Origin of the sequence: Microbulbifer jejuensis (assembly GCF_047289955.1) — a bacterium.
Classification (GTDB): Bacteria; Pseudomonadota; Gammaproteobacteria; order Pseudomonadales; family Cellvibrionaceae; genus Microbulbifer.
The window spans coordinates 54,764-78,930 of record NZ_JBLBUB010000012.1; the positions used below are offsets into that span (position 1 = coordinate 54,764).

A 24,167-nucleotide genomic window follows, 5' to 3' on the forward strand; every position below is an offset into this window, starting at 1 on the left:
GAAGGCACCGTCTTCGCTGGGTGCTTACCTCGAGGGCCAGGTTTACAGGTTTCCGAACAGGGATTGTCCATCCAATCCTTGCTTTTCCATCACTTCGCGCAAGCGTTTGAGTGCATCGACCTGGATCTGGCGAACCCGCTCCCGGGTGAGCCCGATTTCCCGCCCAACCTCTTCGAGGGTACTGGCTTCAAAACCACGCAGCCCGAATCGACGTGAAACCACTTCACACTGTTTTTCGGGTAGCTCCCCAAGCCAGCGGTTGATGCTTTCAAAAAGGTCATTGTCCTGCAACAATTCCGCCGGATCAGACTCCTGCTGGTCGGGAATGGTATCCACCAGGGTCTTTTCAGAAGAGGGCCCTATCGGCGTATCCACGGAGGTAACCCGCTCGTTGAGCCCCAGCATCCGCTCGACATCCTCTACCGGCTTCTCCAGCAGATTGGCAATCTCTTCTGCAGACGGTTCGTGATCCAGTTTCTGTGCCAGCTCGCGGGAGGCCCGCAGATAAACATTTAATTCCTTGACCACATGAATGGGTAAGCGGATAGTCCGAGTCTGATTCATGATCGCGCGTTCTATCGTTTGCCGTATCCACCAGGTAGCATACGTGGAAAAGCGGAAACCACGTTCCGGATCAAACTTTTCTACAGCGCGGATTAACCCCAGGTTGCCCTCTTCAATCAAGTCCAGCAGAGCCAAGCCACGGCTGACATACCGGCGCGCAATCTTTACCACAAGGCGCAGATTGCTTTCAATCATCCGCTTTCTGGCCGCGGCATCTCCACGCAACGCTTTGCGTGCGTAATAGACTTCCTCTTCTGCAGTCAATAAGGGGGAGAAGCCTATTTCATCGAGGTAGAGCTGGGTCGCATCCAGGTTTTTTTGCAAATGACCATCGCCATTCAGCCTGCGAACCCGGCTCTTTTCCGAGGGAGACGCGATGGAGTTATTTTTTGCCGCTTTTTTCCGCGTACGGCCTGTATCTATCGCTTTATCCCGATCCAGTTGCTGTCCATCATTTTTTACAACCAACTCTGGAGGAAAGTCTTCTGCCTGGCCAGCCATTGATTGGTCTTGCCGCTGTGCTTCCATTTCCCCTGCTCCTTGTACTTTGCCAATATCAGCCGCCAAACACACTCTAGAGACTGTTCAGGTGACAACCAGTCGCTTTGGGCATGTGGCGACAGCCACTGAATCAGCTGACCTTGCGGTCGTCACGATTACAGTGACTACCTCAAGTGGTATCAATAAAAAGTCCATTTTTATTACAGGGCCGCAGAACATCCGTCCGGCTTACGGCAAATAGGCAAGAGGGTCTACTGGCTGACCGTTTCTGCGAATTTCAAAGTGGAGCTTGTTGCGGTCGGTACCACTCGAACCCAATTCCGCTATCCGTTGTCCCGCTTTGACATTGCTGCCCTCTCTCACCAGCAACCGGTGGTTGTGGGCATAAGCACTCAGATACTCATCACTGTGCTTCACGATCAGCAGCTTTCCATAACCTCTCAATGCACTTCCCGCGTAGATAACGGTGCCATCGGCCGCTGCCAGTACAGATTCTCCCTTTTCTCCGGCGATATCAACTCCCTTGCGCAGGGAGTCTCCGGAACGGAATTGGCTGATCACTTTTCCACGTGCGGGCCAACGCCAGCGAATTGAGCCCGTCCGCCGGGTCTGGCCCGAATGGCGCTTGGTACTTCGCGTTAAAGATTTTTTACTGGATGCAGAAACAGTCTTCTTTGCAGCCACCTTGCTGCTCGGCGTTTTATTAGCCTTTTCACGCGCCCCCGAAGCCGTGCTGACAGGGGCTTTTCCTCGCAACTTCAGGCGCTGACCCGGGTAGATATAATAGGGGGATGTTATGCCGTTGAGTGCGGCCAGTTGCCGGAAATCCTTGCCGTAGCGCCAGGCGATCGAATACAGCGTATCTCCCTGGCTCACAGTGTGATAGTTCAACCGAATGTCGGGGGGCTGTTTCAGGGCACTGCTGGGAGCCCTGTGGGTACTACAGGAAAACAGGCTCAAAAGTAGCACGCCAGTGCCTAATATCTTTAACAACCTAAACAAAAAATGACCAGGTCCCAAACTATTGCCCCGCCAAAAACGGGGTTCAGGATGTTGTAAAAAATGACATTCCATTATTCTCTTTTTAAATCAGACCGCGGCATTTATGGAAAAAGCGTCTAAAGAAAAGCAGCAAAAATCTCGAAAAAAGCCACCTAAAAAGCTGCCATACCGAGATTTTCCAGATCTTATTGCGGTGTGGCACAAGATTTCCCCCTATGAGCTGCGCCAAAAAAGTCCACTGCAAGTACCAACAGGATAGCGGCAAGAGCCGCGATAACAGCCGCACCAAAGTGGGCCTCTTCACCACTTTGCACAACAAACTGGCTCGGAGAGATATTCGTCTGAAGAGGGGCCAGCTTACTGGACGTCACAATTTCCCCGCCCACAGGCAACTTCCAGGGCCAGAGTATTTTCAAGCTGCCCAGCAATATCCCGGCCAAAAAAGCCAGTGTTCTGGCGACATACTGGTGTATCAGCCACGAGAGCAGACGACTGAACAAGATCAAACCCACTGCAGCGCCAGCGGCAAAGCAAAATAAGTTGATGATCTGCAGTTCGTGCACTGCGGTGAGCACCTTGGGATAGATCCCAATCAACAAGAGAATGAAAGCTCCGGAAATACCCGGCAGCACCATGGCGCAAATAGCCAGAGCACCGGAAAAAAACAGAGTCAGCGGGGTTGCGGGGAGATCACCGGGACGCAGTTCACTCACTGTAACCGCCAGAATCGCCCCCAGCAGTAGAAAGACAAAGACCGATAGGGACCATCTGGGAATCTTGCGCAAAACAGGCACAGAGGATGCCAGTACTAGACCGAAAAAAAAGGACCAGACCATAATGGGATAGTCGCTGAGCAGATCACTGATCAGGCGCGCAAGGCTAAAAATACTGATCAATACGCCAACAAACAGGGATAGCAAAAAGCTGCCATTGATGTATTTCCATAGCGCCACTACCCCTTCATTCTTCAACAGGGTAATGCAGCGCGGGCCTATTTGGCTCAAAGAGTCCAGCAACTCCCTGTAAATACCGGTGATAAAGGCGATGGTACCGCCGGAAACACCGGGGACAACATCCGCCGCGCCCATTGCCATTCCACGCAGCAGCACTGCGGGATAACGACTTTTAAAGATTTCAACCAACTTCATCGAACAACACCACTGAGGAGTGGCACAAAACGCACCGCTTCCAGTTTTTCTACATCGAACAAATCGCTGTCCTGGCGGCGGATCAGCAGGGTCAAATACTGCTGCTCAGACCCTACCGGGATAACCATTACACCATTGGGCGCTAACTGCCGCTTCAACTCATCCGGCACGACTACCGGTGCCGCCGCCGCAAGAATGGCATTGTAGGGACCCTGATCCGGCCAGCCAAAGCCCCCGTTGCTGAGCTTGTACTCAACATTGTACAGACCCAGCTCTGCCAGACGTCGGCGTGCCTTTTCCAACAGGGGTTCGACACGCTCAACAGAGTAAAGTTGTTCGACCAGACCGGCGAGTATGGCTGTTTGATAGCCGGAACCGGTGCCCACTTCAAGTACGCGACGAAGGGACTTTGCCCGACCCAGCAGCAACTCTGTCATGCGTGCAACAATATAGGGTTGGGAAATGGTCTGGCCGTAGCCGATGGGCAGGGCCGTATCCTCGTAAGCGCGAATCGCCAGGGCTTCATCCAGGAACAGGTGGCGGGGGATGGAAGCCATCACTTCCAGAACCTGCTCATTTTTAATCCCTTCTTCCCGCAGCCTCTGTATCAGACGGTTGCGGGTGCGCTGGGAGGTCATTCCCAAGCCTTCGTGTCTTAAACGGTCCATATACAGTTTAATTCCATGCCCTGTAAAACACCTGTCGCTTCCAGTACCGAATTTTATGTACTTGAACTCACATTGACCAGTTGAGCTACTTCCCTTAACAGAGCCGTTGCAAATTCGCCACGGGACAGAGAAAACTCAAGCACCAGATTGTCATCTTCCCATTGGTAGTTAAACGCCTCAGGGCGTAGAACCAAGGCCCGGCGTTCCTGCTTGAGCCCACAGTGCTCCAACCAGTTGCACCAGGGCTGCCAGGGAAGCAGAACCCGCTGCTCCAACTCCTGCTGTACATGGGATGCAGGGTTGCGTCCGCGCCCCCAAAGGGGGCCGCTGGGATTTCCTTCCGGCTCACCATCGAGCACCTCCCGCCAATTACCCATATCAACCCTTTCTGCCAGGACCTGATTAAACAGCCAACTGCGCGCTGCGGACATGGCGAAGGTTTTTTCGCTTTTGCGGCAGCGCCCGCAACCCTCGGCCAAACAGCGGACCAAATCCAGATTGCCCCCGTGGTTACCAAAACGCTGCTCACCAAAGTAATTGGGCACACCGGCGCCAATTTTATCCAGTGCCTGCTCGGCAGCAGCGTGTTCCCCGCGAATACTGCGCAGGCGAATTTTGAACCGGTTGCCACTGTGCTCTCCACGGCGCAACTTGCGCGAGCCGCGAAAAGTGTGCAGCACAGATATCTCCGCACCGTTTAGTCGCGACCAGTCCGCCTCGGGCCTTCTCCCCAACCATACACTGAACCACTGAGTGGTTACCGCATGGCGGTCTTTCAAACCGAAATAGCCCACATCCAGGCTGTTTACGCCGGCAAGGATCGCCAGCTGCTTTGCCACCCAGGCGGTATTTGCACCGCGCTTTTTGATCTGCAAATAAACGTGCTCACCGTTTTCAGAGGGTGGGGGAAACGCCAGTTCTTCAACAACAAAGTCTTCCGGCTCGGTGCGAAAGTTTGCGCTAACACGCACTGCGCCCAATGCCCGCGGCCAATCCAGTTTCCAACCTTCAGTCATGGGAGCACTCGAGCAAAACAACGGCCTGGGCTGCGATGCCTTCACCGCGCCCGGGAAACCCGAGTCTCTCCGTTGTCGTCGCCTTGACACTGATATCGCCAGGTACAACACCACAATCTGTGGCGATATTGGCACGCATGGCTTCAATATGGGGAGCCATCTTCGGCGCCTGGGCAATCAGGGTGACGTCGGCATTCACCAGGCGATACCCCTTGCGATTGACCAGGGTGACAGTCTGTCGTAACAACTTGCGGCTATCCACATTGGCGTAGCGGACATCCGTCTCCGGAAAATGGTGGCCGATATCTCCCAGGGCCAGGGCACCCAGCAGCGCATCCGCCAGGGCATGTAAAAGTACATCACCGTCTGAATGGGCCTCAAGGCCGTGCTCGTACGGAATGTTCACTCCGCCGATGACAATATGATTACCTGGACCAAAAGCATGTACATCAACGCCCTGGCCTATTCGAAAGCTCACTACTGTTTATCCTCTGTGGGGGCATAGCGCAGGCGCAAAATGGCCTCCGCTACCAGAATATCGGAAGGGTGGGTCACTTTGAGATTGTCGCCCTGTCCCGCTACGAGCTGTGGCGAGTGACCATACATTTCGAGTGCGCTGGCCTCATCGGTGACCGTTTTACCCTGCTTGAGGGCCTGGCTCAGGCAGGCATACAGCAATTGTAAAGGGGCGCGCTGCGGCGTTTGTGCAAGCCAGATGCGCTCCCGATCCAGGGTCTGTTCCGCACAGGGTGCTCCACCCAGAATACGGCTCTGCTTCACCGTATCACTGGCCGGGCGCGCCAAGAGGGCAGTGGACGAAACGTCTTCGTCGAGCAGTGCACCGATATCCTCCAGTGCAACACAGGGGCGGGCGGCATCATGGACGAGTACCGGCGTGTCATCCGCCGCACGCCCGGTGAGATACTGCAGCGCGGCCAGAACAGAATCTGCCCGCTCGGCACCACCAATAACCGTGTGTATCCGGGGGTTTTGGGCCTCTTTGAGATGGGGGAAAAAGCCGTCCTCATTCGATAGGGCCACGACAATGCCCGCAAGCCCTGGCCAGCTTAAAATATTCTCCAGTGTCAGGGATAACAGCGGTCGACCCATAAGTGGCAGATACTGCTTTGGCCGGTCGGCACCCATGCGTTTGCCGGCGCCGGCAGCGGGCACAACAACCCAGTAACCCCTAATCACTGCCCGGCCTCTTGCGCATCCAGAAAGATAAACAGCGTCTCCCCTTCCTTGATCAGTCCCAGGTCATAGCGTGCCCTGGCCTCAATCCCATCGGTACCCTCTTTGAGACTGCGCACCTCCCTGAACAATTGGCGATTTTCCTGCTCAAGAGCGGCATTTTTCTCTCGCTGTAAAGCGAGTTGCCGCTTGAGACGGGTGATTTCGGCGAGGCTGCCCGGGCCGATCCAGAGCCGATACTGGGAGGCGAGCAGTAGGATGGTGAGGATTGCCAGCAGCCATTTCATACGAGACCAAAATTGTTTCGCTGATAAAAGGGATTCACCCGGTAGCTGAACGGGCTACCAGGTGAGTCGACTCGGGGCAAAGCCGTCAACCGCAGGCCACCGCAAGCCCATAAAGTACAGACAGCTCAGCGCATTTACCCCCAGATTTCAAGGGCGACAGTCAGTAAAGTCATCGAAGCCCGATTTGATGACCGGGTGAACATGCGCTGCAGCGGGTATCTCCCGCTGTGCGCTAGCACCAGGCAAGAACTATCAGGTAAATTCAGCCCGGCCTCGGTAGGCCGCAGCACCATTCAGCTCCGCTTCGATACGCAGCAGGCGGTTGTACTTTGCGACACGGTCCGAGCGGCAAAGAGAGCCGGTTTTGATCTGGCCCGCGGCGGTGGCGACGGCCAGATCTGCGATCGTGGTGTCCTCGGTTTCACCGGAACGGTGGGAAATGACTACGGTGTAACCGGCCTCTTTGGCCATTTTGATGGCGTCCAACGTTTCCGACAGAGTGCCGATCTGGTTGAACTTGATCAAAATGGCGTTGCCCACCCCCTTTTCAATACCCTCTCTGAGGATCCTGGTATTGGTCACAAACAGGTCATCGCCCACCAACTGCACTTTCTCACCAATCTTATCGGTCAGTATTTTCCAGCCATCCCAATCGCTCTCATCCATACCATCTTCGATGGACAGGATCGGGTAGTTGGAAGACAGCTCAGCCAGGTAGTTGGCGAAGCCTTCACTGTCGAACTGCTTGTCCTCTCCTGCCAGATCGTACTTGCCATCCTTGTAAAATTCGGAGGAGGCGCAGTCCAGCGCCAGGACGATGTCATCACCCAGGGTGTAACCGGCCTTTTCCACCGCTTCGGCAATCACTTTCAGAGCCGCCTCGTTGGAGGGCAGGTTCGGGGCAAAGCCGCCCTCATCCCCTACGGCAGTACTGAGCTTATTGCACGACAGCACTTTTTTCAGGCTGTGGAAAATCTCGGCCCCCTGGCGCAGAGCCTCGGCAAAAGTTGTGGCTTTTACCGGCTGAATCATAAATTCCTGAATATCCACGTTGTTGTCGGCGTGCTCTCCGCCATTGAGGATATTCATCATGGGGACCGGCATGGAATACTGACCGGCAGTACCATTGACTTCTGCAATGTGCTGGTACAGCGGGATTTTTTTCGACGCCGCCGCGGCTTTGGCTGCAGCCAGGGATACAGCCAGGATGGTGTTTGCGCCCAGCCTGGCTTTGTTTTCAGTACCATCGGCATCGATCATCGCTTTGTCCAGGGCGCGCTGATCCACTGCATCCATGCCTCTAAGCAGATCGGCAACGATGGTATTGATATTCTCAACAGCCTTCAGAACGCCCTTGCCAAGATAACGGGCCTCGTCCCCATCGCGCAGCTCAAGCGCCTCGCGGGAACCGGTGGATGCGCCGGAGGGGGCACAGGCGGAACCGATAGAGCCATCTTCCAGAATCACGTCGGCTTCAACGGTAGGGTTACCGCGGGAATCCAGCACCTCGTAGGCTTTAACAGCGACAATCTTGCTCATTAAAACGGGCTCCATATCATACTTACTCAAAAACAGGTCATGACTGAAAAGGGGATACAAACTGTTGCGCGAAGAGTATCGCCGTATAAGCGACACCCGATCGGACAATCATTCCGCGGTTGAGGTATTGACAGCCGTTTCGCAACGGAAGTGCCACTGTAATAAGCATACCGCATCCGGGAAAGGGGTTCCCCGCGAATATTTTTTGCTGTTATTTTGTATCCAGTGCGGCAAAGCTTTTAACCAGATCATCCACCGCTTTCATTTGTGCAAGGAAAGGTTCCAGCTTGTCCAAAGTCAGCGCGCTGGGCCCATCGCACAGGGCCTTGTCCGGTTCCGGATGCGCTTCGAGGAACAAACCGGCGATACCGATCGCCAGGCCCGCGCGCCCCAGTTCTGTAACCTGTGCCCTGCGCCCACCGGATGCGGCACCAGAGGGGTCGCGCATCTGCAGCGAGTGAGTCACATCAAAGATCACCGGGGCCCCTGCGGAAGCATCCATCATGGTGCGAAAGCCAAGCATGTCGACCACGAGGTTATCGTAGCCAAAACAGGTCCCGCGCTCACATAAAATAATATTTTCATTGCCACACTCGGCAAATTTCCCCACTATATTTTTCACCTGGGGCGGACTCATAAACTGCGGCTTCTTCACATTGATCACTGCCCCGGTAGCGGCCATGGCCGCTACCAGATCGGTCTGGCGGGCAAGAAAAGCGGGCAACTGGATAATATCCACAACCTCGGCCACAGGCGTCACCTGGGACTGCTCGTGAATATCGGTAATCAGGGGAACATTAAAGGTCTCCTTGATTTCCTGAAAAATCTTCAGGCCCGCTTCCATTCCCGGCCCGCGATAAGCGCCAATCGAGGAGCGGTTAGCCTTGTCAAAAGAGGCCTTGAAAACATACGCAACACCCAGCTTTTGGCTGACTTCAACGAAGTGCTCTGCCACCTGCATGGCCAGATCGCGGGACTCCAGTACATTCATACCGCCAAACAGAACAAAGGGCCTGTCATTCGCAATCTGAATATTTCCGATATCAATGGTTTTCACTGTCTGTTTCCTGTTCTTTCCCCCAGGCCTTTTCAGCCAGTGGCGGAATGGTATTTTTTATTTTAGCCCCGACTCTCATGCTGCTGCATGGCTGCGGCAACAAAGCTCTCAAACAGCGGGTGGCCATCGCGGGGTGTGGAGGTAAATTCCGGGTGAAACTGACAGGCGACAAACCAAGGGTGGTTCGGCAGTTCAACCATTTCCACCAGTGTATCATCCGCTGAAAAGCCGCCGACCTTCAGGCCAGCCTGCTGCAGGCGGTCGACATAATTATTATTCACTTCATAACGGTGACGGTGGCGCTCCATAATCACATTTGCAGCATAAATTTCACGGGCTCTGGAGCCCTCTGCCAGACGGCACTCCTGGCCCCCCAGACGCATGGTACCACCGAGGTCGGATTGCTCATCGCGCGTCTCTACATTGCCTTCGCTGTCAATCCACTCTGTGATCAGGCCAATCACCGGATGTGGCGTCTTGGTATCGAATTCCGTACTGTTGGCACCTTCTAGGCCGAGCACATTGCGGGCGAACTCAATCACCACCGACTGCAATCCAAGACAGATACCCAGGTAGGGGATATCGTTTTCACGGGCGTAGCGCACGGCTTCCAACTTACCCTCAAGACCGCGCCCACCGAAACCGCCGGGTACCAGGATTGCATCGGCGCCCGCAATCAGATCGATACCATTCGGCCCCTCTACGTCCTCCGCATTGATAAAGTCAATATCCACTTTACAGCGGTGTTTGATCCCCGCATGGGTGAGGGATTCGATCAGCGACTTGTAGGCATCCAGCAACTCCATATACTTGCCAACCATGGCAACCCTGATTTCTTTGCGGGGATTGAGCTTGCCATCCACTACCCTGTCCCATTCGGACAGGTCCGGGGCCTGGCATTCCAACTGCAGCTTTTCCACAACGATATCGTCGAGACCATGGCTGTGCAGCAGGCGCGGTACACCGTAGATGGTTTTGGCATCGGGCAAGGGGACAACCGCGCGCTCCTCCACATTGGTGAACAATGCGATCTTGCGGCGGGCATCTTTGTGGATCTCACGCTCGGATCGACACAGCAGTATGTCCGGTTGCAGGCCAATGGAACGCAGCTCCTTGACGGAATGCTGGGTCGGCTTGGTTTTGGTTTCTCCAGCGGTGGTGATAAAGGGGACATAACTCAGATGAATCAGCAGTGCGCGGTTTATGCCCATCTCAACGCGCAGCTGGCGCACGGATTCCAAGAATGGCTGGGATTCGATATCGCCGACGGTACCGCCTATCTCGACGATGGCCACATCCATATCGCGACCGCCTTCCAGTACGCGGCGCTTGATCTCGTCAGTAATATGGGGGATCACTTGTACGGTACCGCCCAAGTAGTCTCCGCGGCGCTCCTTGCGCAGTACGGTTTCGTAAACCCGGCCAGTGGTGAAGTTGTTGCGCTTGGACATCCGTGTGCGAATAAAACGTTCATAGTGACCCAGGTCTAGGTCGGTCTCAGCACCATCTTCTGTGACATAGACCTCCCCGTGCTGAAAGGGGCTCATGGTGCCCGGGTCCACGTTGATGTAAGGGTCCAGTTTCAGGATGGTTACCTTGAGACCACGGGCCTCGAGAATAGCGGCCAGAGAGGCGGAGGCGATTCCTTTTCCCAATGAGGAAACCACGCCACCAGTGACAAATATATAGCGCGTCATGCAAAACCTTGATCAGTTGGGTGCTCGATGAAAGTCAAGCTTACAGGGCAGGCCCGGGCGTATAATCCAGCTTGTCCCGGTGCCATTGAGACGGGGGGCCAGACTAGCAGAAAACCCCTTTCCACTCAATCGGAAAACTGCCATCTGGGCGGCGGTGCCTGGGTGAGGCCGGCCACTTCGCAGGTAAACAGGCCGCCGACGGCCACCAGTTCCCCCGCGCGATACACCAGTGGCACCCTGTCTCTCAGCCAGGGCTCCAGGGCCCGCTCCTGCAATAACTTCTTCAGGGTCTGGGAGTGTACCCGATCCGATGGATGTGCCCGTTCACCCCCGCGACGATAGCGGACCCGATACTCTGAACCTGGCCAGCCCGGTGAGGGTGCCAGCACACCGCCTCCCGGCAGAAGCAACTCGGAGATACCATCCCAACGCCACTGGTCCCCAATCTCTTTCATTGAGTAATGCACCAACTCAGGGGTCAGATACAAGCGTCCCTGATAGCGCCTCACCACTCTGCCTCCCAGTTGCACTGCAACCTGGGCATCGGCTGCCGCCGCGCCCAACTGTGCCAGTGCCTGCTGTAAAGGGGCCCACTCCGGCGCCTTACCGCCCTGTTGCAAACTCCAGTAGCGCAACAGGTTCTTGCGCCGGGCCAAACTCAGACCGGCAAACACCCCCAGCGCCAGACTCTCCCCACAGCGCTCCCGCCGGAATCCACAGTCGTGCAGATCCGCAAGTGCCAACGCCTGCAACAATTCGGCGGATTCCCGCAGGTTGTCCACTGCCCGCGCAACCCGCTGCCTGGCCGGCCAGCGCGCGGAAAGCGCAGGCAATACCCTGTGGCGCAGGTAGTTGCGATCCAGCGACTCATCGGCATTGCTCTCATCATTGATCCAGCTGAGCCCGTGATCCGCAGCCCAGGCCGCCAGCTCAGCACGGCTCGCCCCCAACAGCGGTCTCAACAGGGACCTGCCCGCACCCACGGTGCGTGATTCCGCGATACCGGCCAAACCCAATACACCTGCACCGCGCATGAGGCGCAGCAGGAAGGTCTCTGCCTGGTCATCGCCGTGGTGGCCAAGCAGAATCTGATCCCCCACAGACATCGCCTGGGCAAAAGCCCGATACCTCGCCCGGCGGGCCCGCTGCTCCAACCCTCCTTTTCCTGAATCCACATGTATCCGCACCGCGGTAAAGGGTACCGACAAACTACTGGCGAACTCTCGACAGTGGCTCAACCACCGGTCCGCATTCGCGCTCAAGCCATGATGCACATGCAGCGCCCGCACGGGAATTTGGCAGCTGGCGAGCAGATGCAGCAAAACCGTGGAATCCAGGCCACCGGAGAAGCCGACCCAGAGATGACCTGACACAGGGTGGCGCTGCAGTGCCGCCTGCAGGCGTGTCGGAAGCGGTTCTGGAATAGTGCATGTCACTGGATGGCAAGCCCGTTATTAACCTCGCCACAGTATACTCAAATGTATGATCCGGGCGGAAAGAGGATGCCCCCAGGGAAGACAGGATGGGATTGGAGAGAAATTGTCATTTACCCGGCAATCAATCCGGTATTGCTTGCTGCCCTTGAAAGCCCGGTAACTGCGTGGCGTTGCCGGGCTTTCAATACATTGCGCCAGCCTGCGACGGCACCTCTGCGTACCGCATTCACCCAGCCAGCAAAAAGCCAGTGAGGGTTAATCCCCCTGTGCGCCCTTCTACTGCCGGGTGAATCGTATCCAGTTCAGGTTCCATCCCCCCTGGGGCACGCCGACTCCAAAATTCTGCCTCCCGGCATCCAGGTAAACGGTCATGGAAATCGTTGTCCAGTTTTGCCATCCATCCGTATCGGGAATTCCCAATGTACCATAAACAGGATTGCCACCTGCGCGTTCAAAACTGAGGGTGCCACCATCCAGGGCCGCCACACGGAACTCTACCGTATAGTTTCCGCTCGAAGGGATATCAATATCGTGGTACGCCATCCAGTCTCCCACATCTATCCACCCAACGTTCTGTCCTCCACCGATATCACTGGTGGGCTCAACCTGTACGCCACCCATATAAGTGTAATTCTCGGCTTCGATAACGATCCCCTCACTGGGTGGGTCGGGGTTATTATTACTGCTCTGAATATCCAACCAATTGAGATTCCAGGCGGGACCCAGAACCGCAATGGCTATCTCCTGCTCTCCGGCATCCAGTTGAACAGTCTGTTGAATCGTGGTCCAGCTTTGCCAGTCACCGGTATTGGGGATATCAAGTTGACCATATACCGGTGAACCGCCACGTCTTTCCAACTGCAATACGCCGCCGGTACCCATCGCAGCCACCCGGTAGGACACCGTATAGCCACCACTGCTGGGCACACTGATTTTGTAACTCATCCAGTCGCCTGCATCGAGATAGCCAACATTGCTGCCACCGTCCACATCCGTAGTGCTCTCAATCTGAACACCGGACATCTCGCAGAGATCCTCTGCTTCAATTCTTGCGGGCAAGGTGACTATGTCGCAGTCGGACGGGGTTGGAGGTGTATTCCCTCCCCAGGATCGAATAATCTGACGCACTTTATTCCCGGATTCAGTCAAACTGGAGGCAGACCAGCCGCCACCTGTATTCGCCCCAGGCCAGAGGGCAGAAGCCCCCTCATTTTTGTCATTGATTGACCAGTTTGCATGACTGATATTGTTGGACTTCAGAAAATCCATCCAACTATCCGTTTCACCATGATTCACTCCACCATTGCCGTCTGCATTCACAGTTCCCCATTCAGTGGCAAATAGCGCAATGCCATTGTTGAGTGCAGTTTGCGCTTTGTCTCTCAAGTATTGGCCGTGCGTACCAGCATAAAAATGCAGCGTATAGGCAATATTGGCGTAACCCCTAATTGGGTTATAAGAAGCCTCGTCGACATCCTGAGACCAGGTCGGTGTTCCGACAATAATCAGATTATCTGGATCGATAGCGCGTATGGCACTGATCACCGACTCGGCATAAGGCTTGACATCACTACTCCAGGAAACCTGTTTGGGCTCATTGTAAATTTCATAGATCACATTGTTTGTATGACCGTAATCAGAGGCCATACGCTTAAAGAAATTGATCGCCTGGCTCCAGTCATGGGTATGGGCATAGTGCGAGTGCCAATCAATAATAACGTACATATCATTGGCAATGGCCGCGTCCACTACCACTCGCACCTTGGCTTCGTTACCGGCCGGATCTTCAAAATATCCCCCACCGTCTTCAACCCCCATTGCAGCACGGACCAGTGTAGAATTCCAATCCGACTTCAGCCAATTGACAGTGCTCGCATTGTAGTATTTTTCTCCACCCCAGCCATTATTACTCCAGAAATAGCTATTGCCCGCAAGGCTGCCTGGTTGGCCACCAATCAAAATCTGGTTGCCATTGACACTCAGGGGGTCCACTGCGAATACACCGGCGGAGTGCAACAGCCACCAGCCTGTCAATAATGCCATAATGGCCCGCCCAGAGCGGAAAATACAATTGTTTGTTGTGTGCTTTCTCATTACTATTTTTATCCTTCGCTAATTATTCTTGTTCCACCGCATCTTGCAATGCGCAGTTTCTATGCCCAAAGGATATATCTACGGATAGGGATTTGTGATTTCCTCAGCTGTACCTGCGTCCCAGAGCCCGCTACACCGCGAATCTATCATTCATTCCACACCGACATTGGGCAATAAAAATCAGGTAAAGTGGTTCTTTCTCAAGGCGATACGGACCCTGCGTCCTGCACATATTGTCAGTTGTATCGGAAATACGACTATCGCCCTGCCCCGACAGGATCATAGAATTGCGCCAGGCAAGTTCAAGCATCGCTCCATCACAGAGGCGATGACGGCCTTACTCCTCTGCATCTCCACGCAAATCCGGCGAGAAGGCCCCGTAGTAGACGATAAAGCAATAACACAGCAGAGGCACCAGAAATGAAACCTGGATACCGGCGTTATCTGCGACCAGGCCCTGTAAAAGCGGAATGATTGCCCCCCCCACGATTGCCATACAAAGCACACCACTACCCTGACAGGTATGCCCACCCAACCCGCGCAGGGCGAGGCTGAATATGGTTGGAAACATAATCGAATTACACAGCCCAACCGCAACGATTGACCACACAGCAATAGCACCGGAGGAATGCATAGCCACCGCAATCAGCGCTACTGAGCCCAGACTACAGACCGCCAACATTTTCCCGGCAGAGACGTAGCGCAGAAGCAATGCGCCGACAAAGCGGCCTATCATCGCACCGCCCCAATACAAAGAGACAAAGTGTGCGGCCTCAAAGGGTCGCATTCTTGCTACTGAAGGCTCCCCGAAAAAGCTCACCAGAAAGCTACCGATAGCAACTTCAGCCCCAACATAGGCAAAGATACCCACCGCTCCCAAAGTCAACCTGGGAAATCGCCAAATAGAAAAGACATCTTTTTCAAGTACCCCACGCCCGGGGGCTTTCAGGTGGTTGGGGATCACCGGCAGACGTATCCAGGAGAAGAAGGCCACCATCAGCAACAATATGACCGCCAGCCAGAAATAGGGGGTCTCCACCAATGCCGCTTCACGGGCACGAAATTCAGCTATATTCGCGGCAGTATCCGGGTCAGAGCCCACAGAGATCGCGGTAAAAAATACCGCACCACCAATGACTGGTGCGAGCGTCGTTCCCAGAGAATTAAATGCCTGGGTCAGATTCAACCGACTGGGTGCCGAGCGGGCGCCACCCAGGGCGATAACATAGGGATTGGCAGATACCTGCAGTAGGGTAATTCCTGAGGCCAATACAAAGAGTCCCAGTAAAAATACCCCATAGATTTGCAAGCGTGCCGCTGGAATAAATATCAGACAACCGGCACAGGCAACCAACAGGCCCAGCACCAGCCCTAACTGATAACCCACTCTGCGCAGCAGCAATCCCGCAGGTACCGAGACCAGGAAGTAAGCGGCAAAAAAGCAGAACTGTACCAATACGGCCCGGGTATAACTCAGCTCAAAAACATTTTTCAGGTGCGGCACCAGCACATCATTAAGGCCGGTAATAAACCCCCAGATCAAAAATAAAGAAGTCAGGGCAGCCAGATTGAAATAGCCGGGGGCAACGCCCGCCGGCACTGAGCCCTTATGACCCGATTCCTTAACCACTATCTCCTCAGGGGTGCGCCGCGACTCGGGCAACATCTGGCTCATCGAAAAGTAATTCCCAAAACCAATAGTACATTTACCCCAATCAATCCACTCATCCCAAATCCTACAACCCCACCGCGACAAAAACTGCATAAAAGCGCGCATTCACCCGATCTACTAGTAAAGCAGGAAGGAAGCATACCCCACTCCCAGGATCGTATAAGGCATGGATGCCGATTACGAGCGTACAAGGATGTATTCACAGCGTGTCCTGGGAGAGGGATATTCTTTCCTTCCGACCCGGTAGTAAGTCAGCAAGAACTGAATCATACACAAGCTACTCCCCTTCAAAATCACTTGCTCAGTTCAGTAAATCTTGAGAACAACCCCTCTGATTACTCTCAAAGCCGAACACAGCGATTTCACGGATAGCCGGCTTAATTTCTACAATCCATGCAACAGGTACAGGCAAGACCACCGATTCCCGCCACCAAGCCCGGCCAGAGAAAAGTTGTCAACCAAGCCCAGATTGCCGGAATTTACTTTATTGTTCACCCCAAAATCCGGCAAAAAGGACTATTTGAGGGATAAGCCGGAAGGTTTGCATTGCCTGGCCCTGGCGGGACCGGGCAAGCCGAGGTAGTATCTACAGGATAATAATGAAGGCGATGGTGAGCGTCTATCCCGGCATTTTCATAATATTAAAAAAACGGGACATCATGCAGTACTCAACCCGTCAAAATAACAACCTAAGCACTGATATTCAGTCCAACCGCTGGTTTTGGAAGTTGCAGCTAGTGAGTTGGGCGGGGATATTGCTGGTCACTTTTCTTTCACTCAGCCTGTGGCATTCCCCCTCAGAATGGCCAAACTTTGAACCGGCAAATACCCTGTTTCAATGCGTTATCGCTTTTGTGCTGTCGCTTTTTCTCAAACCTATATTCGACATAGCCTGGGGTTCAGAGCTCGCCGTGCGCACAGTTATCTATCTGCTTGCAGTGGCGGTGATCTCCGGGATTTGGACGCTGGTGAGGATGGAGGCCTATATCCGCCTGAGCGGCGAACACTCCATCTGGTCTGAATTTGGCGGCTGGTATTACGCCTCTCTCTTCGTATTTTTATTCTGGAGCGCTCTCTATTGCGGAGTGAAATATCATCTTCTGCTGCAAGTTGAGCACAGAAAAATGCTTGAGGTTGCTGCAGTGAACGAACACGAACAACTACGCAGACTGCAAGCTGAGGCTATTGCCAGTGAGGCACAACTGAAAATGTTGCGTTATCAGCTCAACCCGCATTTTCTGTTTAATACGCTGAATTCCATCAATGCGCTAATCCGTTTTGAGCAGGCCGATGAGGCCGGCCAAATGGTAATACGCCTCAGCGACTTCCTGCGTCTGTCGCTCAAAGAAGATCCGATGCAGAAAATCGCGCTGGAACGGGAGATTGAAGCCGTACTGCTTTACCTGGAAATCGAAAAGACCCGCTTCGCCGACCGGCTAATCGTGGACCTGTCTATTGATGAGCAGACGCGGAACGCTCAGGTGCCCAGCATGCTGCTACAGCCTTTGGTGGAAAACTCAGTCAAATACGCCATTGCCCCCAATGAACTCGGTGGAACTATCGCCATTAGCGCACAACATGCCGGTTCCCGCCTGATACTGGAAGTCACTGATACCGGCTGTTCAAGCAGGTTTTCTGATACGTTGGAGTGCCATTTTACCTCTACCGGCGTCGGCGTGAAAAATGTACGAGAGCGCCTTTGCAATCTGTATCCACAGAATTTCCATATAGAACAGTGTAAAAAAACGGATTCCGGCATGCTGGTGCGTATTGATATTCCGTTGGAAATACCTACACATACTACCCATCTAACACAGGGAGAAACCCTATGAACACACTCACTGTCGCATTGGTGGACGACGAACCCCTCGCCTTGCGACTGCTGAAAAGTATGCTTGAGGAATTCGAGGATTTAGAGATTGTCGCCTGCTGTCGGAATGGCCGGGAAGCACTGCAGGCTGTATTCGACAGCGCTCCGGATCTACTGATCCTCGATGTACAAATGCCCGGTATGAATGGCTTTGAAGTAGTCCGCCGTTTGCAAGGCGACACCATGCCGCTGATCGTATTCACGACAGCCTACGACCGCTACGCACTGAAGGCGTTTGAAGTTCACGCCGTGGACTATGTGTTAAAACCGCTGGACAGCAGGCGCCTGCAAACCGCACTGGAGCGGGTCCGCCAGCGGCTACAGCAAATGCACTCGTCACAGGATGGCAGCCGCCTAGGGCAAAAGGGTCGCCTGCTTAACTCAATTGCAGATGCCAGCCGGCAAGGTAAATTATCTGGTGAAAATGCGCTAACGCAACCTTTTTCCCATCGCCTGGCCATCAAGGATCGCGGCACCATCACCATGGTAAACCAACAGGATATCGAATGGATTGACGCAGCTGGTGACTATATGTGTGTGCATGTGAAAGGCGAGACACACGTTATGCGCAGCACAATCAAGGACCTGCAAAAGCAACTGTGCCCGTATAACTTCAAGCGCATCCACAGATCCACCCTGGTAAACCTGAATTGTATTATGCATATCAAGGTGCTGACTAAAGGCGAGTACTTTCTCACCCTCAGTAGTGGTGCCAAGGTCAAAGTCAGCCGAAACTATCGCCAGCCAATCAAGACATTTCTGGACTCCAACCACAGAGCCCAACAGGCAGCAGCAAAAGCCTCTTAACCATAGCCTAACAAATACCACTTAATGGTTTTCACTGTCGATACTGAATTCCTGTTTACTACCGGGTCGGAAGCAAAGAATACCCTCCTCTCGGAACACGTTGTGAATACCTCCCTGTATGCTCGTAATCGGCGTCCATGCCTCATACGGTCCCGAGAGGAGGGTATTCTTCTCTTCCGCCTTGTCAGTAAGTCCAAAGCGTCGAAAATTCCACCTGCACTCATTTCCAGTGGAGTTTTTCTAATCCATATTTAATTTTCAATTGTTTTGCAGGGCACACCCCCTGCTCAATATCAAAAAAAGCCGGCATACAGACACCGGCGCAAAGCGTTTAGGAGAGGGGAGGTAGTCCTTCAAGCGCGTTTATTCGGGCGATGCCCGGCGATCCCATAATAGAGAATATAGAGATAACAGAACACTGGCAGAACAAATGCCAGCTGGATACCCACACGATCGGCCAGCAAGCCCTGCAGGAAAGGTACAACAGCACCGCCGACAATTGCCAGACACAAAATCCCCGAACCCTGGCTGGTAGCACGGCCAAGTTTGGCCACTGCCAGGCTGAAAATCGTCGGGAACATAATGGAGTTACTCAAGCCCACCGCCAGTACCGCATACATTGCCAGATAGCCATCGCCAATCACTGTGATTAGCAGCAGAATACAAGAGACGATCGCGCATACAGCCAATACATTTCCGGCGGCAATATATCGCATGATCAGTGCACCGGCGAAGCGGCCCACCATGGCCCCACCCCAGTATAATGAGACAAAAAATGCCGCCTCCGATTCTTCCAGACCGGCAATGGAATCCTCGGCCATAAAGTTCACCAGGAAACTGCCGATAGAGACTTCAGCCCCCACATACAGGAAAATGGCTACCGCACCCAGCACCAAGTGGCGGTAATTCCAGGCTGACTCAGCCTGTCCCTTGGTAACGGTATGGGCGGTCATTTGTGGCAAATTGAGAATGCCAAACACAATGGCCAGAACCGCAAGCGAGCTTGCCAGTATCAGGTACGGCACTGCAACCGCGGAGGCTCCTGCAGCGCTGGCCGCTACCCCTGCCGCCGGCAGGATCATTATCGCCCCGAATTGGGGGGCTATCGTTGTACCCAGAGAGTTAAAAGCCTGGGTCATAGTGAGACGGCTGGCCGCTGTGTGCTCATCACCCAATACCGTTACATAGGGATTCGCCGATACCTGCAGCAGAGTGATACCGGAAGCCAGAACAAACAGGGCCCCCAGGAAAAGCGCATAAATTTCCATACGCCCGGCGGGAATAAACAGCAAGCAGCCCAACACGGCAACACCCAACCCCGTCACAATGCCCTTTTGGTATCCGATTCTTGATACCAGGGCACCGGCGGGAAGGGATACCAGAAAATAGGCTCCGAAAAAGCAGGACTGCACCAGCATGGCCTGGGCATAGTTCAGATCAAAAATCCCTTTCAGATAGGGGATAAGAATATCGTTTAGGCAGGTGATAAACCCCCACAGAAAAAACAGAGAAGTCAAAGCCACCAGCGCAAATCTTTGCGCAGACTGGTCGCCGGCTTGCAACTGCGCAGCACCAGATGCTGTGTTACTTTGCAATAATGTCATAGTGATTGATCCTGAGAGTACAGCCTTGGCAGGTGATTCGGTTGGGTGATGGAAAACCCGTACCTATCAAGCCATTTATTCATGCCGCTCTTTTCTATCATGTTAGCGCAGCTGTGCCCCAATGGTTTTCGACAAAAGGGTAAAAATTGAAGACAACATGGACGTCCGCAGTCAGATTGACGAAGCAGGTTAAACCCGCTGCAACCCATAGCGTTGGATTTTTTCAACGAGCTCACGGTTTTTCGGCAAGGCAGAAAAGCACTGCCGGGCGAAATTCTTATTCTGTGTGATAAGTTTCTGGTAGTCTTCCGTGTTATGCGCACGATGCCTTGTGGGTCTCGGTTGGGTTTTAAATCCCATTCCATAGAGTACGTATTGCCAGCTTGCGGAGGCAAAAACCTCCTCCACCAGGGGGAAGTCATATTTGCAGGGAGGCTGCCGGCTCCACAGTTGCAACCATTCCTGTAAACGCTCTGAAGCGGTGGCTTCGCGGGTATGATCACGCCAGTAAGTGGTATCATCACGCTTGGAAATCGCGTAGTGCAGTTTCAGAAAATCAATAATACCCGCCCAGCGATACTCAAACCGACGATTATAGCGCTGGGCAATGGTGTCCATCACCGCTCTGTCCACCGGAAGATCATCACTGATCATGGCTGCTGCCATCTCCACCAGTACCAGCGCTGAGGCTTCCAGGGGTTCAACAAAGCCCGCGGCCATACCCACAGCAACACAATTCTTATGCCAGAACTTGGCCCTGTGGCCAGGCTCAAAGGTAAGCTGGCGATAAGTTAGTGTATTGACCTGTTGCGCGGGAAGGCATTGCCCCAAGTAGACCCTCAGTGCCTCGTAGGCAGCGTCGTCCTCTATATGCGCGCTAGAATACACATACCCCACCCCCTTGCGCGTAGGGAGGCCAATATCCCAAATCCAACCTCCCTTTTGTGCAGTCCCGATGGTGTGAGAAGCGATGGGATCATTTTCACGGGCATAGGGCACCTGTACCGCAACCGCACGATTATTAAACAGTAGATTGATGCAGGACATAAAAGGAACCTGAAAGTGCTGGCCGATTAGACGGGCGGCGCTGCCGGAACAATCGATAAACAGATCACCAGGAATTTCTCCACCTCCCTCGCGTAACAAAGCGGCAATATCCCCATTATTATGACTGCGCACACCGTCAATTTTTACCCGGTGATGCACAACCCCGAGTTTCTCTTGGCAATGGCGCGCCAGCAGCTTGCCGAGTTTTCCCGCATTGATATGGTATGCATAGTTGGCGATGGCAGCATACTCCGGTGTCGTCATCAGCTTAGGCGCCAGGCCGCGTTCGCACAAATGACTTTGGAAGTTCACACGATCGGCAAAAGACGCACTCACCTCCTCTTCCTGCCACCCTCTCGCCAGATCAACCTCCCCATACCCCTCAGGCACCATCAATGGATGGTAATAGAACTCTTCCGCCTTGCCGGTTTTCCAGCCGCAGAACTTTGCCCCCTGCTTGAAGGAGGCGTCACATTCACAAAACAGTTGGGTCTCGCTGAGACCAATCTTACGCAAGGTGTTGCGCATTGTCGGCCAGGTCCCTTCACCCACGCCAATCACCGGAATATCCGGTGATTCCACCAATACCACTTGCAGGCCGCACGCATTCTCACCACAATGCTCTGCAGCAAGCACCCCAGCAGTTATCCAGCCCGCCGTTCCACCACCCAACACAACCACCCGTTTAATCATCCTGTTCATGCACAGGTATCCGCTTGCGAGCGGCCCTTGCAATATCGCTCTATCGCCTGACGGTGTGTGGGAAAGGCCGAAACTCTGTTCTCAACAAATTTTTTGTAGCTCAATAGAAATTTTCCCAGCTCATCGTCACTCATAAGATCGACAATGGGGTGGTAGTCGTTGGGTACCACCCGCTGTCCAAGTAACACCTGCACCCAGGAATCGATTTGAAAAAGTTCTCTCTCTGTCCCAGACAACACACCTGTTTCACGAAATAATGCCAAGCGGCCCGCCAGTGAATCTGGAATCGCCATAGTGTTACAGTATCGCCAGAAAGCGCTATCTGTGCGCTCCGTCACCTTGTAGTGCAGGATAATAAAATCCCTGATCCTCTCAATCTCGCCACGAGTCTGCTTATTAAAAGTGGTCATCGCCAGGTCAGAAATCCCATTCCTGGGGAATAACTTTAGCAAACGCAGAATTGCCGACATGGCTAGATGTATGGACGTGGACTCCACCGGCTCGAGAAAACCGCCCGACAGACCAATGGCCACACAATTCTTGTGCCACGCCAACTTGCGCCGCCCGGTCCGATAGCGAAACCGGCGGGGCTCAGAGAGCGGTTCGGTGAACAAATTCTGCAACAAGCGTTCACCCGCAACGGTATCAGTCACATACTGACTGCTATAGACCAGACCGTTGCCCATCCGGTTTTGTAGTGGAATACACCACTGCCAGCCAAATTCCTGCGCTATCGCTTGTGTGTACGGGCGCAACTGGTCCTGTGCAGTACTCTGAACGGCGATCGCCGAATCACAAGGCAAAAAATGCCCATAGGATTCAAAGCCGACGTTCAGGGCGGAACCGATAAGTAGCGCACGAAAGCCGCTGCAATCGATAAACAAGTCTCCCTGAATTCTGGTACCATCTTCAAGTACCAGTGCATCGATATAACCATTGCTTCCCGTAATTTCTACCCGCTCTATTTTTCCATCAACATGACTACATCCATGCTTCAGCGCATGATGTCGAAGAAATTCCGCATATAAACCCGCATCGAGGTGATAGGCATAATTCAAGTTTCCGGCATCTCCCGGCAATAGGCGCTGTTTTCGCGCAGATTGCAACTCCACACAGTAGTCGCCAAACTCACTTGCCAATCCTTTCTCGCGACCTGCCAGCCAAAAATGATGGAAGTCACAGGCCCAGCAATCCTTACCGGTAATGCCAAAAGAGTGGATATAGCTATCACCCCGCTGTGCCCAGTGCTTGAATTCAATACCCAGCTTAAAAGTGGCCTGGGTTGCTGACATAAACTCAGGTTCCTGGATGCCAAGCAGACGGTGAAAATTCCTCAGAGGCGGTATTGTTGCCTCCCCAACACCGATACGCCCAATCTCTGCAGAATCCACCAGGGTAACCTTTACCTGTTTACCGTAGAGTTTGGCAATAGCTGATGCAGCCAACCACCCGGACGTTCCCCCTCCCGCAATAACGACTTGATGGATTCTGTCCATATCGATTCAACGCTCGCTGGATTTATCGGCATTGGGCATCTGCTCTTCACCCTGCCAGAGTTTATCCAGGTTTGCTGCGGAACTGGCAAGCAAATAGGCACTTCGCAAAGCCCCGCTTCTATTGAGCTGCTGGAGGGGGTCAGGCTGCAAATCCTGCAGTTTCCTTGGATTAATGGAATAGAGTCCCTGCAAATTGCACAAGGGAGCGCCCTTTGGATAGGCTACGGAAATCGGCTCAATCAGGGATTCAGCATTGAGCGCATCCATGAGGTGGTCGCTCTGAATTTTCCCCTGGTGGATCAGGAAGAGTATGCCGGCAGCTTCTTTTGCAATGTCAGTGGTGAAGCCCTGTTCATCAAACAAGCGTTGCCCCTGCTCCCCTACGCGTGCATCATTCAAATCCACACACAGGCTCAATGAACCGCCACTGCGACCAATCATACAGGGCCCGCGCCGGGACATCAGGGGGATATAGCGGGAGTCCCAACTACCATCACTTGAAAATATATTGCCGTTTTCCTGCAGGGAAAGTATAGCCACCAAAAAAAATTGGCCGGTTCCTGAATGTTTTTTAAAGAAAACCGGAAATTCTTTATGGGCAGCCTCTAACTCTGAAGGAAAAACCTGAATATGGCCCAGGCCATCCTGAGGAGTTAACCTGGGTTCAAATGCCACCTTGATATCTCGGTTGCGCTTACTGTCGAGAATTACAATATTGGTCACCCATACGACTCTCTTGTCATTTTTATTCAACCGGTATTGAATA

General features: G+C 53.5%; 20 protein-coding genes. 2 read left to right on the forward strand and 18 right to left on the reverse strand.

The annotated features are described in order from the left end of the window. Positions 1–42 precede the first annotated feature (42 nt). From rpoS to ACL7TT_RS09445, 14 genes are all read right to left on the reverse strand, one after another. On the reverse strand, positions 43–1,092 hold the full coding sequence (gene rpoS / locus ACL7TT_RS09380) for an RNA polymerase sigma factor RpoS (protein WP_413394936.1): 1,050 nt from the start codon (positions 1,090–1,092) through the stop codon (positions 43–45). 201 nt (positions 1,093–1,293) lie between these two features. Continuing rightward, positions 1,294–1,956 carry a peptidoglycan DD-metalloendopeptidase family protein gene (locus ACL7TT_RS09385; RefSeq protein ID WP_413394938.1) on the reverse strand — a complete coding sequence of 221 codons (663 nt, stop codon included), beginning with the start codon at positions 1,954–1,956 and terminating at the stop codon, positions 1,294–1,296. A gap of 296 nt (positions 1,957–2,252) precedes the next feature. Then, positions 2,253–3,215 (reverse strand): DUF368 domain-containing protein, encoded by a 963-nt coding sequence (locus ACL7TT_RS09390; RefSeq protein WP_413394940.1) that lies wholly within the window; start codon positions 3,213–3,215, stop codon positions 2,253–2,255. Then, positions 3,212–3,883 carry a protein-L-isoaspartate(D-aspartate) O-methyltransferase gene (locus ACL7TT_RS09395; RefSeq protein ID WP_413394942.1) on the reverse strand — a complete coding sequence of 224 codons (672 nt, stop codon included), beginning with the start codon at positions 3,881–3,883 and terminating at the stop codon, positions 3,212–3,214. The genes ACL7TT_RS09390 and ACL7TT_RS09395 overlap by 4 nt, the downstream gene beginning before the upstream one ends. 53 nt (positions 3,884–3,936) lie before the next feature. Beyond that, positions 3,937–4,899 (reverse strand): tRNA pseudouridine(13) synthase TruD, encoded by a 963-nt coding sequence (truD, locus tag ACL7TT_RS09400; RefSeq protein WP_413394944.1) that lies wholly within the window; start codon positions 4,897–4,899, stop codon positions 3,937–3,939. Then, the gene (ispF, locus tag ACL7TT_RS09405) at positions 4,892–5,377 is read right to left on the reverse strand and encodes a 2-C-methyl-D-erythritol 2,4-cyclodiphosphate synthase (RefSeq protein ID WP_299944990.1); all 486 of its coding nucleotides are present in this window, start codon (positions 5,375–5,377) and stop codon (positions 4,892–4,894) included. The genes truD and ispF overlap by 8 nt, the downstream gene beginning before the upstream one ends. Beyond that, the gene (gene ispD, locus ACL7TT_RS09410) at positions 5,377–6,096 is read right to left on the reverse strand and encodes a 2-C-methyl-D-erythritol 4-phosphate cytidylyltransferase (protein ID WP_413394946.1); all 720 of its coding nucleotides are present in this window, start codon (positions 6,094–6,096) and stop codon (positions 5,377–5,379) included. Before ispD ends, ispF begins: the two co-directional genes overlap by 1 nt. Continuing rightward, complete coding sequence (locus ACL7TT_RS09415; RefSeq protein ID WP_413394948.1) at positions 6,093–6,380, reverse strand: septum formation initiator family protein; 288 nt, start codon at positions 6,378–6,380, stop codon at positions 6,093–6,095. Before ACL7TT_RS09415 ends, ispD begins: the two co-directional genes overlap by 4 nt. 252 nt (positions 6,381–6,632) lie before the next feature. Beyond that, a complete protein-coding gene (gene eno / locus ACL7TT_RS09420; protein WP_299944996.1) occupies positions 6,633–7,919 on the reverse strand; it encodes a phosphopyruvate hydratase in 1,287 nt (428 codons plus the stop codon). Positions 7,920–8,130: 211 nt separating this feature from the next. Continuing rightward, positions 8,131–8,976, reverse strand: a complete 846-nt coding sequence (kdsA, locus tag ACL7TT_RS09425) for a 3-deoxy-8-phosphooctulonate synthase (protein ID WP_299944999.1) — start codon at positions 8,974–8,976, stop codon at positions 8,131–8,133. A gap of 62 nt (positions 8,977–9,038) precedes the next feature. Beyond that, entirely contained in the window at positions 9,039–10,673 is a 1,635-nt protein-coding gene (locus ACL7TT_RS09430) for a CTP synthase (RefSeq protein ID WP_413394950.1), read from the reverse strand. 125 nt (positions 10,674–10,798) lie between these two features. Then, positions 10,799–12,109 (reverse strand): tRNA lysidine(34) synthetase TilS, encoded by a 1,311-nt coding sequence (gene tilS / locus ACL7TT_RS09435; RefSeq protein ID WP_413394952.1) that lies wholly within the window; start codon positions 12,107–12,109, stop codon positions 10,799–10,801. A 276-nt stretch (positions 12,110–12,385) separates the two neighbouring features. Then, on the reverse strand, positions 12,386–14,152 hold the full coding sequence (locus ACL7TT_RS09440; protein WP_413394953.1) for a cellulase family glycosylhydrolase: 1,767 nt from the start codon (positions 14,150–14,152) through the stop codon (positions 12,386–12,388). Between the two features lie 388 nt (positions 14,153–14,540). Beyond that, a complete protein-coding gene (locus tag ACL7TT_RS09445; RefSeq protein WP_413394955.1) occupies positions 14,541–15,878 on the reverse strand; it encodes a sugar MFS transporter in 1,338 nt (445 codons plus the stop codon). A gap of 908 nt (positions 15,879–16,786) precedes the next feature. Between ACL7TT_RS09445 and ACL7TT_RS09450 the strand changes: the two genes are divergently transcribed. Beyond that, complete coding sequence (locus ACL7TT_RS09450) at positions 16,787–17,707, forward strand: sensor histidine kinase (protein WP_413394956.1); 921 nt, start codon at positions 16,787–16,789, stop codon at positions 17,705–17,707. Then, positions 17,704–18,552, forward strand: a complete 849-nt coding sequence (locus tag ACL7TT_RS09455; RefSeq protein ID WP_413394957.1) for a LytR/AlgR family response regulator transcription factor — start codon at positions 17,704–17,706, stop codon at positions 18,550–18,552. Before ACL7TT_RS09450 ends, ACL7TT_RS09455 begins: the two co-directional genes overlap by 4 nt. A 353-nt stretch (positions 18,553–18,905) precedes the next feature. On the opposite strand, the gene ACL7TT_RS09460 is transcribed toward ACL7TT_RS09455, so the two are convergent. The 4 genes from ACL7TT_RS09460 to ACL7TT_RS09475 form a co-directional block, all read right to left on the reverse strand. After that, on the reverse strand, positions 18,906–20,156 hold the full coding sequence (locus ACL7TT_RS09460; protein ID WP_413394958.1) for a sugar MFS transporter: 1,251 nt from the start codon (positions 20,154–20,156) through the stop codon (positions 18,906–18,908). A 189-nt stretch (positions 20,157–20,345) separates the two neighbouring features. Continuing rightward, positions 20,346–21,905, reverse strand: a complete 1,560-nt coding sequence (locus ACL7TT_RS09465; RefSeq protein WP_413394959.1) for a tryptophan halogenase family protein — start codon at positions 21,903–21,905, stop codon at positions 20,346–20,348. Further along, entirely contained in the window at positions 21,902–23,401 is a 1,500-nt protein-coding gene (locus tag ACL7TT_RS09470; RefSeq protein ID WP_413394960.1) for a tryptophan halogenase family protein, read from the reverse strand. The genes ACL7TT_RS09465 and ACL7TT_RS09470 overlap by 4 nt, the downstream gene beginning before the upstream one ends. 6 nt (positions 23,402–23,407) lie before the next feature. Further along, on the reverse strand, positions 23,408–24,124 hold the full coding sequence (locus tag ACL7TT_RS09475) for a SapC family protein (RefSeq protein ID WP_413394961.1): 717 nt from the start codon (positions 24,122–24,124) through the stop codon (positions 23,408–23,410). Positions 24,125–24,167 lie beyond the last annotated feature (43 nt).